This is a genomic window from Enterobacter sp. KBR-315C3_2022, assembly GCF_041399425.1.
GTDB lineage: Bacteria > Pseudomonadota > Gammaproteobacteria > Enterobacterales > Enterobacteriaceae > Enterobacter.
This window is the reverse complement of sequence record NZ_JBGKEB010000005.1, coordinates 59,741-74,361: the sequence shown is the minus strand read 5'-3', so window position 1 is coordinate 74,361 and position 14,621 is coordinate 59,741. Positions and strand designations below refer to the sequence as shown.

The 14,621-nt window shown below is 57.7% G+C and carries 11 protein-coding genes; 8 read left to right on the top strand and 3 right to left on the bottom strand.

The window, feature by feature from the left end; translation table 11 throughout:
• Positions 1–30: 30 nt before the first annotated feature.
• Together AB8804_RS07405 and AB8804_RS07400 are read left to right on the top strand one after the other, a co-directional pair.
• Positions 31–2,205 (top strand): type I secretion system permease/ATPase, encoded by a 2,175-nt coding sequence (locus AB8804_RS07405; protein WP_371184949.1) that lies wholly within the window; start codon positions 31–33, stop codon positions 2,203–2,205.
• A complete protein-coding gene (locus AB8804_RS07400) occupies positions 2,202–3,377 on the top strand; it encodes an HlyD family type I secretion periplasmic adaptor subunit (RefSeq protein ID WP_371184745.1) in 1,176 nt (391 codons plus the stop codon). Before AB8804_RS07405 ends, AB8804_RS07400 begins: the two co-directional genes overlap by 4 nt.
• 32 nt (positions 3,378–3,409) lie before the next feature.
• Here the strand turns inward: AB8804_RS07400 and AB8804_RS07395 are convergent, their stop codons facing one another.
• On the bottom strand, positions 3,410–4,294 hold the full coding sequence (locus AB8804_RS07395; RefSeq protein ID WP_371184743.1) for a MarR family transcriptional regulator: 885 nt from the start codon (positions 4,292–4,294) through the stop codon (positions 3,410–3,412).
• A 487-nt stretch (positions 4,295–4,781) separates the two neighbouring features.
• Here AB8804_RS07395 and AB8804_RS07390 point away from each other — a divergent pair, with 487 nt between their 5' ends.
• Complete coding sequence (locus tag AB8804_RS07390) at positions 4,782–6,239, top strand: EAL domain-containing protein (RefSeq protein WP_371184742.1); 1,458 nt, start codon at positions 4,782–4,784, stop codon at positions 6,237–6,239.
• A gap of 24 nt (positions 6,240–6,263) precedes the next feature.
• Here the strand turns inward: AB8804_RS07390 and msrA are convergent, their stop codons facing one another.
• Positions 6,264–6,905: a peptide-methionine (S)-S-oxide reductase MsrA gene (gene msrA / locus AB8804_RS07385; protein ID WP_371184739.1), complete on the bottom strand. Its 642-nt coding sequence runs from the start codon at positions 6,903–6,905 to the stop codon at positions 6,264–6,266.
• 224 nt (positions 6,906–7,129) lie between these two features.
• Here msrA and tamA point away from each other — a divergent pair, with 224 nt between their 5' ends.
• The 5 genes from tamA to AB8804_RS07360 all read left to right on the top strand — a co-directional run bounded on the left by tamA (position 7,130) and on the right by AB8804_RS07360 (position 13,788).
• The gene (tamA, locus tag AB8804_RS07380; protein WP_371184737.1) at positions 7,130–8,863 is read left to right on the top strand and encodes an autotransporter assembly complex protein TamA; all 1,734 of its coding nucleotides are present in this window, start codon (positions 7,130–7,132) and stop codon (positions 8,861–8,863) included.
• Complete coding sequence (tamB, locus tag AB8804_RS07375) at positions 8,860–12,636, top strand: autotransporter assembly complex protein TamB (protein WP_371184735.1); 3,777 nt, start codon at positions 8,860–8,862, stop codon at positions 12,634–12,636. The genes tamA and tamB overlap by 4 nt, the downstream gene beginning before the upstream one ends.
• A 2-nt stretch (positions 12,637–12,638) precedes the next feature.
• Positions 12,639–12,983: a gamma-glutamylcyclotransferase gene (locus AB8804_RS07370; RefSeq protein WP_371184733.1), complete on the top strand. Its 345-nt coding sequence runs from the start codon at positions 12,639–12,641 to the stop codon at positions 12,981–12,983.
• Between the two features lie 209 nt (positions 12,984–13,192).
• Positions 13,193–13,444 (top strand): AbrB/MazE/SpoVT family DNA-binding domain-containing protein, encoded by a 252-nt coding sequence (locus tag AB8804_RS07365; RefSeq protein WP_371184731.1) that lies wholly within the window; start codon positions 13,193–13,195, stop codon positions 13,442–13,444.
• Positions 13,438–13,788 carry a type II toxin-antitoxin system ChpB family toxin gene (locus tag AB8804_RS07360; protein WP_371184729.1) on the top strand — a complete coding sequence of 117 codons (351 nt, stop codon included), beginning with the start codon at positions 13,438–13,440 and terminating at the stop codon, positions 13,786–13,788. The genes AB8804_RS07365 and AB8804_RS07360 overlap by 7 nt, the downstream gene beginning before the upstream one ends.
• A gap of 60 nt (positions 13,789–13,848) precedes the next feature.
• Here AB8804_RS07360 and ppa read toward each other — a convergent pair whose 3' ends face one another.
• Positions 13,849–14,379 (bottom strand): inorganic diphosphatase, encoded by a 531-nt coding sequence (gene ppa, locus AB8804_RS07355; protein ID WP_010427397.1) that lies wholly within the window; start codon positions 14,377–14,379, stop codon positions 13,849–13,851.
• Positions 14,380–14,621 lie beyond the last annotated feature (242 nt).

Genomic DNA, 14,621 nt, shown 5'->3' with positions numbered 1-14,621 from the left:
TGAATACCGCGCTGGACAGGACGTAGCATGATGAAAACACATCCGCTCTATGAGCCCTGGCTGCAGGCCATGCTCATTGTTGCGCAGCACTATCGCCTGGACTTCTCCGCGGAGCACGTCCGGGTGACGATCAACCACGAAAGCCAGTCCCCGCGCCAGCAGGTGCTGGAGGATATGGCGCGCCAGCTTGGGCTGGGCATGCGGCTGGCTCCGGCGGACTCCACGCTTCTCGACCCGTGGCGCCTGCCGCTGGTGGCCGAATTTACCGGCGGCCAGATTGCGGTAATTAACCGCATGGACAACGACGGCAACGTCAGCCTGCAGTTCAGCGGCGACGGCGGCCTTGAAACGGTGCTCACGCGCGACGAGCTGGGCACGCGCCTGAAGGGGCTGCTGGTGCTCCGCCCGCTGGAGTCCACGCCGGACGCGCGCGTGGACGATTACATCAAGCCCTACGAGAAAAACTGGTTCTGGCAGCTGGCGCTCAAGGACTGGCGGCGCTACAGCGACATCATGCTGGTGGCGCTGGTCGCCAACGTGCTGGCGCTTTCCGGAATGATTTTCTCCATGCAGGTGTATGACCGCGTGGTGCCCTCGCAGTCCGAAGCGACGCTGTGGGTGCTGTTCGGCGGCGTGATGGTGGCGATCCTGTTTGAGTTCATCATGCGCATGCTGCGGGTGCATATCTCCGACGTTATCGGCAAGCGCGCCGACCTGCGGATCTCCGAGCGCGTGTTTGCCCACGCGTTACGCATTAAAAACGGCGCGCGCTCGAAGTCGACCGGGTCGTTTATCGCCCAGATCCGCGAGCTGGAGTCGGTGCGCGAGCTGATCACCTCCACCACCATCGCGGCGATTTCCGACGTGCCGTTCTTCCTGCTGTTCGTCTTTATCCTGTGGATGATCGGCGGCCCGCTGGTGCTGGTGGTGCTGCTGGCGGTGCCGCTGCTGCTGATCCCCGGCCTGCTGGTGCAGCGTCCGCTCGGGCGGCTTTCCAGCGAAGGGATGCGCGAGTCCGCCATCCGCAACGCCACGCTGGTGGAGGCGGTGCAGGGCATCGAAGACATCAAGCTGATGCGCGCGGAGCAGCGTTTTCAGAACCAGTGGAACAACACCAACGACGTGGCGGCGACCGTGGGGATGAAGCAGCGCTGGCTGACCGGCATGCTGCTGACCTGGACTCAGGAAGTGCAGTCCATCGTCTACGCGGTGGTGCTGCTGGTGGGCTGCTATCTGGTGATCAGCGGCGACATGACCACCGGCGCGCTGGTCGGGACCTCGATTCTGGCCTCGCGCACCATCGCGCCGCTGGCGCAAATCTCCGGCGTGCTCTCGCGCTGGCAGTCGGCGAAGGTGGCGCGCAAGGGCCTGGACGATCTGATGCAGCGCCCGATTGACGACCCGCAGCACGGCAAAAAGGTGCACAAATCGCACCTGCACGGCCGCTACGCGCTGGAGGACGTCGGGTTTTACTACGATGACGAAGAGAAGCTGAACGTGCTCAATATTGCCCGCCTGAATATCAAAGCCGGCGAGCGCATTGCGGTGCTGGGGCGTAACGGCTCCGGCAAAAGCACGCTGCTCCAGCTGCTGGCCGGGATGCAGGAGCCGCAGCAGGGATCGATCCTGCTCGACGATATCGCCCTGAACCATCTTGACCCGGCCGATCTGCGCCGCGATATGCAGCTGTTAAGCCAGCAGGCGCGGCTCTTCTTTGGCTCGGTGCGCGACAATATCGTGATGGGCAACCCGCTGGCGACCGATGAGGAGATCCACATGGCGCTGACGGTGAGCGGGGCGCTGGACTTTGTGCGCAAGCAGAAGATGGGCCTGAACTATACCATCAGCGAAGGCGGCGCCGGGCTGTCCGGCGGGCAGCGTCAGGCGCTGCTGCTGGCGCGCGCGCTGATTACCTCGCCAAACATCCTGCTGCTCGATGAGCCGACGGCGTGGCTTGACGAGGTGAGCGAGAAGCAGTTTATCCAGCAGATGAAGGGCTGGCTCGGCAAAAACCGCACGCTGGTGGTGGCGACCCATCGCCTGGCGATCCTCGAGCTGGTGGACCGCATCATCGTGCTGGATAACGGCAAAATCGTGATGGACGGCCCGCGCGACGCCATCCTGCGCGACCACGGCATGGCGCCGATGAAGGCCGCGCCGCAGCGCACGGTGACCATGAAGCCAAAACAGGAGGCCACGGCATGAGCGACTTAACCCGCTACAACAGCCGCCTCCAGGAGCCTAAGCTGCCGCGCTCGACGCTGGTGGCGTGGAGCCTGTTCGCCCTGCTGGCGGTCTTTATCGCCTGGGCGAGCCTGTTCCACCTGGACGAAGTGACGACCGGCAGCGGCAAGGTGGTTCCCTCCTCGCACGAGCAGGTGATCCAGTCCCTTGAGGGCGGCATTATCCACAAGCTGCTGGTCCACGAAGGGGATATCGTCGAGCGCGGGCAGCAGCTGGCCCAGCTGGATCGCACCAAGACCGAGTCCAGCGTGCTGGAGAGCGAATCGCGCCTCAACGCGGCGATGGCCACGGCGGCGCGGCTGAGTGCCGAAGTGAACGACACGCCGCTGGTCTTTCCCGCCGAGCTCGACGACGACGTTGAGCTGGTGAAGCAGGAGACGGCGCTGTATACCTCGCGCCGCGACAGCCTCGAAAAAGGGATGGCCGGGCTTCGTCAGGGTGCGGCGCTGGTGCAGCGCGAGCTTGCCCTGACCCAGCCGCTGGTGAAGCAGGGGGCCGCCAGCAGCGTGGAAGTGCTGCGTCTTCAGCGTCAGAAAAACGAGCTGGAGAACAAAATGACCGAGATGCAAAACCAGTACTACGTCCGCGCCCGGGAAGAGCTGGCGAAAGCCAATGCTGAAATCGAGGCGCAGCGTTCGGTGATGAAAGGGCGCGAAGATTCGCTAACCCGGCTCACCTTCAACGCGCCGGTTCGCGGCATCGTTAAGGATATCGACGTGACCACCGTGGGCGGCGTTATTCCGCCAAACGGCAAGCTGATGACGCTGGTGCCGCTGGACGATCAGATGGTGATTGAAGCCAAAATCTCGCCGCGCGACGTCGCTTTTATCCATCCGGGCCAGCGGGCGCTGGTGAAAATTACCGCCTATGACTACTCCATCTACGGCGGGCTGGACGGTGAAGTGACCATGATCTCGCCGGATACGATTCAGGACGAGGTCAAGCGCGATATCTACTATTACCGCGTGTACATCCGCACCAGCGATAACCACCTGACCAACAAGCAGGGCAAAACGTTCCCTATTTTTCCGGGGATGATTGCCACGGTGGATATCAAAACCGGCGATAAATCGATTCTCGACTATCTGCTGAAGCCGCTTAACAAAGCGAAAGAAGCGCTGCGCGAAAGATAAGCCCATAGCGATCGGTTGCCCGATCGCTATCATTATTTTTGAAGCACGGCCTGCTGGGGCTGTCGTTTCTCAACCGGATGAATATTGAGGTAGTGGGTGACGTAGGCAAAATAGAGCGCCGCGTAATTTTCAACCAGCTCGATAAAGCACGGGCGAACGTCGAGCGACCCGTCACCGCGATCCCGGAGGTAGCCCGCCTCTTCCGCGGATTTGATGATGCGATGGACGTGGATGCGCGAAACAAAAAACTCTTTTGCCAGCACGCTGGCGGAATACTCAATAATCGCCCCGCGCGCATTGAGATGTCGTCTCGCCTGGAGATAGAGATACAGCATAATCATTCTTCCGCCGTCCTTTTCGATAAATAACCCGATTTCAGGGAATATCTTTTTGAACGTTACGCCGCGAAAGAGATATTCCGCCGCGCGGCGGAAGAAGTTATGCCGCAGCGTCTCATTATCGAGAAGATCGACGTTGATATTATTCTCCGGGAAGAGACGCTTCACGGGTAAAAACGCGCCCGCCATATAGCGCTTGAGCTCATCGAGACCCTTCTGCGTGGGTTCGATTAACACCTTTCGGCGATCCTCTTCGCTGCGCCAGGTTTTAATGCGGTGCGTGGTTTTCAATAATGTGATAATTGCGATGACGCTGTTCGGGCTGGCAATGCCGTAGCGAGAACACAGCGCTTTAATTTCCGATACCGACGACGCCTGGTTTCCAAACACGAAGCAGCACATTGACAGGACGATATTAAAACGCGATTCCTGGAGCATGACTTTATAAAAAAGAGGCTGTTTCTTATAGATGGCATCGTTGATGTCAAAGTGTTCTTTTATCGCTTCATGGAAGCGGAGGTTCTTTTTTATAAAGTTTCTTCGATGCAGGAGAGCATCAATGGAAACATGTATATCCATAAATTTCCTTGTTAAAGAAAAGGATTTGTTTGATATTTACGATCTCAATAAATCTTCGCTTATTATACACGGAATAAATGAAATATACGCTCGCCTTTACCGAAATATAAGCTTTAACCCGTTTTCGCGCATTTCGTTACATGGCGTAGCACCTCTGTCCTTGCACATTTTTGCAACATGATAAAATTGCGTTAACCACTGAGGGAAATAGGCACAAATTTGTACAGACGTCGCCCTAAGGATTATGCGGTTTTTTATTTCTTTTTATTATAAAGAAGAGAATAAATGGTGGTTATAAGCGCTTTTTGTTTGATGAGATATGGTGCAATGGTAGTTGTTTTGCTACCATTTTGTTAGCAGGATGAAGTAAGCGCGCGGCATCCTGATTATAAAAACGCTATTGAATACTCCTTTTTGGGTATTATTTATTTGGTTTGATGATATTCAACATCATTGCTTTTGTACGCATGCATGACAGGAAAGATATATGGACAGGATTTCAACGCATAATACGGTATCCGTTATTTCCGGCTGTAATTTTGCTTTTGCAGGTCTGGCAGGATTACTTAAACAGGAAAATATCGCGATCAAACGCGTCTCTTACGATGTAGAAGAGGCCAGCAACGACGCTCGTATTTTATCGCAGCCGGTTTCGGCCTCCAGGCTTTTTGTTTTCTTTCACAGCGGCGTGGGAAATGTGCTGGAAGCCTTAAAAAAGACCGTTGATATTATCAATAATAGCGAAGCGAACCTTGAGGTTATTGCTTTCGGTCAGGGGGCAACAAGCTGGCTATACAGAATGTTTTCCTCCCTGGTTATTGATAAAAATAAGCTTAAGCAGATTTACGTTATGCCCTGTGTAAACAGGAAGGAGAGTATTTCCTCTGATGATTTCGTTCTGCTTGAGCCGCTGGCCATTCAGGAAGAATTGCATCAAGGATATATTTTTGAAGGCCTCACCGAGAGAGAGCTTGATGCGGCAATCTATTTCTTTCGTGGGCTAACCGTTAAGCAGCAATCCCTGCGCGACGGCATCTCGATTAAAACGATCTATATTCACAGGCAGAAGGCCCTGCAGAAGCTGCAGCCCGCCATGCACTGCGTCAACGGCGCGCCGGCCAGGCAGAGCGGGGGGCTGGCGGCACAAAAGCCTGTCGTTCACGAGCTGCTTTTTACGGATGAGAATGTCGCTAAGGCGATTGAAAATAATGAAATTTTCCCTGTTTTTCAGGTCATCGTCGATCGCCAGAAACGTGCCACAGGTTTTGAGATCCTGCTGCGCTGGCAGCGTGAAAATACGCTGCTGATGCCGAGCGATTTTCTGCACAACCTGCGCAGCCGCTATATTTGGCTGAAGCTGACGGCCATTGTGATCAACGCCGCGGTGCGTGTGGTCAATAAATATAAAGGGGCCTATTACTTTGCCGTCAATATTCCCGCCGTGCTCGCTTCCGGCAATGCGCTGCCGGGAATGGCCAAAAAGGCGCTCGAGCTGCTTCACAACCCCGCGTGGGCCGACAGGCTGGTATTTGAATTTGCCGAAAATATCGACGTCACGCAGGATAAAGACATTATTAATACCATGGCGCGGGTAAAAGAAACCGGCTGCAAGCTATATCTTGACGACTGCTTCTCGCGGGATCACGTGATGTTCCCGGTTAGACATATTCATTTTGACGGCCTGAAGCTGGATAAAGATCTGATCGACACCTTCGCCGCTAACGAAACGGACTCTAGCCTGATAAAAGCGATCATCTATTTTAGCCAGATGACGGGCACGGCCTGCGTCGCCGAGGGCGTGGATAGCGAGGAGAAATTTGCCGCACTGGCTGAGATGGGCGTAAGCAGCTTTCAGGGGTTCTATTTCTCTGCGCCGGTTAAGGAGGCGCATCTGGACGGCACGCTGCTGCAGCTTATGCAGGCCGCGACCGACGAGAAACGCTAGCGGGTCGTCCCTGACCCTGCGATCTTACGCCAGCTGCGGGGGCAGGCAGACGCCAATCCCGCCGATGCCGCAATAGCCGTACGGGTTTTTATGCAAATACTGCTGATGATCGTCTTCGGCATAGTAGAACGGTTTTGCCGTGGCGATTTCCGTCGTCACCTGACGCTTATCGCCCGCCTGGTGCATCGCCGCCTGGAAGCGTTCGAGGCTGGCGCGGGCGGCGCTCTCCTGCTCTGGCGTGAGCGGGTAGATCGCGGAACGATACTGCGTGCCGCTGTCGTTGCCCTGACGCATCCCCTGCGCCGGGTCATGGTTCTCCCAAAAGACCTGCAGCAGCTGCTCGTAGCTAATCACGCTCGGGTCGTAGACCACGCGCACGGCCTCCGCATGGCCGGTCTCGCCGGAGCACACTTCGCGGTAGGTCGGGTTTGGCGTATATCCCCCGGTATAGCCTGCCGCGGTGCTGTAAACGCCGGGCAACTGCCAGAACAGGCGCTCAACGCCCCAGAAGCAGCCCATGGCGAACAGCGCAATTTCCATTCCATCAGGAACATTTGTCATTGAATGACCGTTTACCGCATGTAATGTTGCGACGGGCATGGGGGTATTGCGTCCCGGTAATGCATCGGCTTGTGATACGAGATGCTTTTTATCGAATAAACTCACGGTGGGGCCTCCCGGGGAGCGATGTTTCGGTTAAGGTTGTCACGGCGCGTTTAATTGAACACAATAAACGCGATGAATGAGTCTAGATTTAATCATAAGAAATATTTGGGTGTTATACCCTTTTTCAACCCTTGATTGGGGTTTTGGGCTGATTAGCCGTCGAGGCCGCGGAGCGGCACTTCATTTGCTTCCAGGGGTGGACACAAGGATATTCAGGAGAAAACGTGCCAAAAATCCGCCAGTTATGTTTCGTCAGTCTTTTGCTGACAAGCGGAGTCGCCAGCGCGGCGAATGTTCGTTTGCAGGTTGAGGGGTTATCCGGGGCGCTGGAAAAAAACGTACGTGCGCAGCTGTCCACCATTGAGAGTGACGAAGTCACGCCGGACCGCCGCTTTCGCGCGCGCGTAGATGATGCCATCCGCGAGGGGCTAAAAGCGCTGGGCTATTACGAGCCGACGATTGACTTCGACCTGCGCCCGCCGCCGGCCAAAGGGCGCCAGGTGCTGATTGCCCGCGTCTCGCCGGGCGAGCCGGTCAAAATAGGCGGCACCAGCGTTATCCTGCGCGGCGGCGCGCGCACCGACAGCGATTTTCTTGACCTGCTCAGCACGCGCCCGAAGGTGGGCACCGTGCTTAACCACGGCGATTACGACCACTTTAAAAAGTCGCTCACCAGCGTCTCGCTGCGCAAGGGCTACTTCGACAGCCAGTTTGATAAAAGCCAGCTGGGCGTCGCGCTGGATCGCCATCAGGCATTCTGGGATATCGATTACGACAGCGGCGAGCGCTACCGCTTCGGCGACGTGACCTTCGAAGGCTCGCAAATCCGCGAAGAGTATTTGCAGCATCTGGTGCCGTTTAAAAAAGGCGATTACTACCAGTCGAAGGACCTGGCCGAGCTGAACCGCCGCCTGTCGGCGACCGGCTGGTTTAACTCCGTCGTTGTTGCGCCGGAGTTTGAAAAAGCGCGCAAGACCAAGGTGCTGCCGCTGCACGGCGTGGTATCGCCGCGCACTGAGAACACCATTGAAACCGGCGTGGGCTACTCCACCGACGTTGGGCCGCGCGTCAAGGCGACGTGGAAAAAGCCGTGGATGAACTCCTACGGCCACAGCCTGACGACCAGCGCCAGCATCTCCGCGCCCGAGCAGCAGCTCGATTTCAGCTACAAAATGCCGCTGCTGAAGAACCCGCTCGAGCAGTATTACCTGGTGCAGGGCGGCTTCAAGCGTACCGATCTCAACGATACCGAGGCGGACTCCACCACGCTTGCGGTCTCCCGCTACTGGGACCTGTCCAGCGGCTGGCAGCGCGCCATTAACCTGCGCTGGAGCCTCGACCACTTTACCCAGGCCAACGTCACCAACACCACCATGCTGCTCTATCCGGGCGTGATGATCAGCCGAACCCGCTCGCGCGGCGGGCTGATGCCGACCTGGGGCGATTCCCAGCGCTACTCCATTGATTACTCCAACACCATGTGGGGATCGGACGTGGACTTCTCGGTGATTCAGGCGCAAAACGTCTGGATCCGCACGCTGTATGACAAGCACCGCTTCGTGATGCGCGGCAACCTCGGCTGGATTGAGACCGGCGATTTCGACAAAGTCCCGCCGGACCTGCGCTTCTTCGCCGGGGGCGACCGCAGCATTCGCGGGTACAAGTACAAATCCATCGCGCCGAAAGACGACGACGGCAAGCTGATCGGTGCCTCCAAGCTGGCGACCGGCTCGCTGGAGTATCAGTACAACGTCAGCGGCAAATGGTGGGGCGCAATGTTCGTCGACGGCGGCGAGGCGGTGAGCGACATCCGCAAGAGCGATTTCAAAACCGGCGCGGGCGTGGGCGTGCGCTGGCAGTCCCCGGTCGGGCCGATCAAGCTCGACTTCGCCGTTCCGGTCGGCGACAAAGAAGAACACGGTTTACAGTTTTACATCGGTCTGGGGCCTGAATTATGAGTTTATGGAAGAAGATAAGCCTCGGGGTGCTGATTTTTATCGTGCTGCTGCTCGGTACTGTGGCGTTCCTGGTGGGCACCACCACCGGCCTGCACCTGCTGTTTAACGCCGCCAACCGCTGGGTGCCGGGGCTGGAAATCGGCCAGGTGACGGGCGGCTGGCGCGACCTGCGCGTGAAGAACCTGCGCTATGAGCAGCCGGGCGTGGCGGTCAACGCGGGCGAGTTTCATCTGGCGGTGAAGCTCGGCTGCCTGCGGGACAGCAAGCTCTGCGTCAACGATCTGTCGCTAAAAGACGTTAACGTGGCGATAGATTCGAAAAAAATGCCGAAGTCTGCGCCGGTCGAGGAAGAGGACAGCGGTCCGCTGAATCTCTCCACGCCGTACCCGATTGCCCTTTACCGGGTCGCGCTGGACAACGTTAATATCAAGATCGACGACACCACCGTGTCGGTGATGGATTTCACCTCCGGCCTGCGCTGGCAGGAGAAAAACCTCACCCTGACGCCAACGTCGCTGCAGGGGCTGCTGATCGCCCTGCCGAAAGTGGCGGACGTGGCGCAGGAGGAGATCGTCGAGCCGAAGATCCAGAACCCGCAGCCGGAAGAAAAGCCGCTGGGCGAAACCCTGAAGGAACTCTTCTCTAAACCGGTGCTGCCGGAAATGACCGACGTTCATCTGCCGCTTAACCTTAATATTGAAGAGTTTAAGGGCGAGCAGCTGCGCCTGACGGGCGATACCGACCTGACGGTGTACAACATGCTGCTCAAGGTCAGCAGCATTGACGGCAACATGAAGCTCGACGCGCTGGATATCGACAGCAGCCAGGGCTCCGTTAACGCTACCGGCAACGCGCTGCTGCGCGACAGCTGGCCGGTGGATATCACCCTCAACAGCGCGCTCAACATCGACCCGCTGAAGGGCGAGAAGGTGAAGCTGAAGGTCGGCGGCGCGCTGCGCGATAAGCTGGAGTTTGGCGTGAATCTCTCCGGCCCGGTGGACATGGTGCTGCGCGGACAGACCCGGCTTGCGGAAGCCGGGCTGCCGATCAATCTTGAGGTTGTCAGCAAGCAGCTGTACTGGCCGTTCACCGGCGAAAAACAATTCCAGGCCGACGACCTCAAGCTGAAGCTGAGCGGCAAGATGACCGACTACGCGCTCTCGTTCCGCACCGCGGTGAAGGGGCAGGGCGTGCCGCCTGCGACCATCACCCTGGATGCAAAAGGCAACGAGCAGCAGGTCAATCTCGACAAGCTGACGGTGGCGGCGCTGGAAGGCAAAACCGAGCTGACCGCGCTGCTGGACTGGCAGCAGGCGATCAGCTGGCGCGGCGAGCTGAAGCTGACGGGCATCAACACGGCGAAAGAGGTGCCGGAGTGGCCGTCAAAACTCGACGGGCTGATCAAAACCCGCGGCAGCCTGTACGGCGGCACCTGGCAGATGGACGTGCCGGAGATCAAGCTGGCGGGCAACGTGAAGCAGAACAAGGTTAACGTCGACGGCTCGCTGAAGGGGAACAGCTATCTGCAGTGGACGATCCCCGGCCTGCACGTGGCGCTGGGGCGTAACACCGCGGATATCAAAGGCGAGCTGGGGGTGAAGGATCTTAATCTGGACGCCACCATCGACGCGCCGAATCTGGACAACGCCCTGCCGGGCCTCGGCGGCACGGCAAAAGGGCTGGTCAAGGTGCGCGGCACGGTGGATGCACCGCAGCTGCTGGCCGATATCACCGCCAATAACCTGCGCTGGCAGGAGCTCTCCGTCGCGCGCGTTCGCGTGGAAGGGGACGTGAAGTCCACCGACCAGATCGGCGGCAACCTGAACCTGCGCGTGGAGCGCATCGCCCAGCCGGACGTCAACATTGGCCTTGTGACGCTGGACGCCAAAGGCAACGAGAAGCAGCACGACCTCCAGCTGAGAGTGCAGGGCGAGCCGGTCTCCGGCCAGCTTCACCTCACCGGGAGCTTTGACCGCAAGGAGGAGCGCTGGAAGGGCACGCTGGACAATACCCGCTTCAACACGCCGGTCGGCCCGCTGGCGCTGTCGCGATCCATCGCGCTGGACTACCGCAACGCCGAGCAGAAGATCAGCATCGGGCCGCACTGCTGGACCAACCCGAACGCCGAGCTGTGCGTGCCGCAGACGATCGACGCGGGCGCGGAAGGGCGCGCGCAGATCAACCTCAACCGCTTCGACCTGGCGATGCTGAAGCCGTTTATGCCGGACACCACCCAGGCGAGCGGCGTCTTCAGCGGTAAGGCTGACGTGGCGTGGGACACCACCAAAGAGGGGCTGCCGCAGGGCAGCGTGACGCTCTCCGGGCGCAACGTGAAGGTGACGCAGGTGGTCAACGACGCCTCGCTGCCGGTGGCCTTCGACACGCTCAATCTGAATGCGGATCTGCACAACAACCGCGCCGAGCTCGGCTGGACGATCCGCCTGACCAACAACGGGCAGTTCGACGGTAAGGTGCAGGTGACCGATCCGCAGGGGCGGCGCAACCTGGGCGGCAACGTCAACATTCGCAACTTCAACCTGGCGATGGTGAACCCGATCTTCTCGCGCGGCGAAAAGGCCGCCGGGATGCTGAACGCCAACCTGCGCCTGGCGGGGGATGCGCAAAACCCGCAGCTGTTCGGGCAGATGGGGCTTAACGGCATCGACATCGACGGTAACTTTATGCCATTCGATATGCAGCCGAGCCAGATTTCGATGAACTTCAACGGCAGAAGCTCGACGCTTGCCGGGGTGGTGCGCACGCAGCAGGGCGAAATTAACCTCAGCGGCGACGCCGACTGGAGCCAGCTGGAAAACTGGCGCGCCCGCATCGCGGCGAAGGGGAGCCGGGTGCGCATTACGGTGCCGCCGATGGTGCGCCTCGACGTATCGCCAGACGTGGTCTTTGAAGCGACGCCGAGCCTCTTCACGCTGGACGGCAGCGTGGACGTGCCGTGGGCGCGAATCGTGGTTCACGACGTGCCGCAAAGCGCGGTGGGCGTCTCCAGTGATGAAGTTATGCTCAATGAAAATCTGAAACCTGTCGAAGAGAAGAGCGCGGGCATACCGATCAATAGTAATCTGATCGTGCACGTGGGGAATAACGTGCGGTTGGATGCGTTTGGGCTGAAGGCGAGACTCACCGGCGATCTGAAGGTTGCGCAGGATAAACAGGGGCTTGGCCTGAACGGGCAAATCAATATTCCTGAGGGGCGCTTCCACGCCTACGGTCAGGATTTGATTGTGCGTAAAGGCGAGCTGCTGTTCTCCGGGCCACCGGATCAGCCGCTGCTGAACATCGAGGCGATCCGTAACCCTGATGCCACGGAAAACGACGTGATTGCCGGGGTGCGCGTGACCGGCTCGGCGGACGAGCCGAAAGCGGAGATCTTCTCCGACCCGGCGATGTCGCAGCAGGAAGCGCTTTCTTACCTGCTTCGCGGGCAGGGCCTGGAGAGCGGACAAAGCGACAGCGCGGCGATGACCTCAATGTTAGTTGGCCTGGGGGTTGCACAAAGTGGTCAGGTTGTGGGTAAAATCGGCGAGACGTTTGGCGTAAGCAATCTGGCGCTGGACACCCAGGGCGTAGGAGACTCGTCGCAGGTGGTGGTCAGCGGCTATGTACTGCCGGGTCTGCAGGTAAAATACGGCGTGGGGATCTTTGACTCACTGGCAACACTCACGCTACGCTATCGCCTGATGCCTAAGCTATATCTGGAAGCAGTGTCTGGCGTAGATCAGGCACTTGATCTGCTCTATCAGTTTGAGTTTTAGCAATGCGAATATTTGTTTACGGCAGTTTACGTACCAAGCAGGGCAACAGTCACTGGATGACCAACGCCCTGCTGCTGGGAAATTACAATATCGAAAACTACCAGTTGTACAGTCTGGGCCACTATCCAGGCGCGGTTCCGGGCAACGGAACGGTACAGGGTGAGGTTTATCGTATTGATAATGCCACGCTTGCCGAACTTGATGCCTTGCGCACCAGGGGCGGTGAGTACGCACGTCAGTTGATCCAGACTCCTTATGGGAGCGCCTGGATGTATGTCTACCAGCGTCCCGTCGACGGACTGAAGCTGATAGAAAGCGGTAACTGGTTGGACAGAGACCAGTACTGATAAATGACAACGCCACCGAAAGGTGGCGTTGTTTTTTGCGACGTTCTTCGCGTTCTGCTGCGCCTTTTTTTCATCAATTTCTTTTTTTCGTCGAGCAGGTTTCTGCTTTCTTCATCGCTGCGCGTTTTTTGCTGGTCTCCACACTTTTGAGGGTGTAAAACCTTGTCGTCGCCAAAAGAGTTATACTAAGTATAACTTCGGAGGTGCAGATGCGTATAACCATTAAGAAATGGGGAAACAGTGCGGGTATGGTCATTCCTGGCGTGGTAATGAAAGCGCTCGGCTTGAAGCCGGGCCAGAGTATGGAGGCTCATGTGACGAATAATCAGTTAGTGCTCACTCCGGTAACAAAGCAGTATTCACTGGAAGAGTTGCTCGCTCAGTGCGATATGTCCGCGCCTGAAATTAGCGAGCAGGAGGTATGGGGAAGCGCTAAGTCGGCGGGCGATGAGGTATGGTAAAGCGGCCCTGTTTTGAACGAGGCGACATCGTTCTGGTTGGGTTCGATCCTGCCAGCGGCCACGAGCAGCAGGGAGCAGGACGGCCCGCGTTGGTGCTTTCCGTGAGCGCGTTCAATCAGCTGGGCATGACGCTGGTGGCGCCCGTCACCCAGGGCGGCAATTTTGCCCGCTACGCGGGGTTCTCCGTGGCGCTTTCTTGCGAAGACGGTGACATTCAGGGCGTGATTCTCGTCAACCAGATCCGCATGATGGATTTAGGCGCGCGGCAGGCCAAACGCATTGGCGTGGCGTCTGATGAAACGGTAGAAGACGCGCTTCTGCGGCTGCAGGCGATAGTGAGCTAACTGCCGGAAATCGCCCACAAAAAAGCCCCGACCAGCGGGGCTTAATAACAGCAAGAAGTCTTACTTCTTAGCAGCACGCTCGAAGGACGCGATGATCTCTGCTTTTGCAGCTTCCGCGTTGTCCCAGCCGTCCACTTTAACCCACTTGCCTTTTTCGAGGTCTTTGTAGTGCTCGAAGAAGTGAGTGATCTGCGCTTTCAGCAGCTCTGGCAGGTCGTTCACATCTTTAATGTGATCGTATTCTTTGCTCAGCTTGGTGTGCGGTACGGCAACCAGCTTCGCATCTTCACCGGATTCGTCGGTCATTTTCAGCACGCCAACCGGGCGGCAGCGAATAACGGAGCCTGGCTCCAGCGGGTATGGCGTTGGGACCAGCACGTCAACCGGGTCACCGTCCAGAGACAGGGTGTGGTTGATGTAACCGTAGTTGCACGGATAGAACATCGCGGTAGACATGAAACGGTCTACGAACAGGGCGCCGCTCTCTTTGTCCACTTCGTATTTGATAGGATCTGCGTTTGCCGGGATTTCGATAACAACGTAGATGTCTTCTGGCAGTTCTTTACCCGCAGGGACGTTGAGTAAGCTCATGTCGGTGTCCTTAAAAATGGATGGTAAACAAGTGGCAGGTATTATAGCCAACTGGCGCTGAATGTCTTCGCCTGTTTTCACCTTCTCTCCTCGTTTGGCCCACTTTTCAGACCGATTCCACGGCAGGAAAATCCATAAACTCAGCCACATTTTTCATGCGGAAATGAAAGCGATTACAAACTTGTGATTAACGTTTTATTCACTTTCCCGAAGTGTGATGTAACGCAATTCGTTACATATAT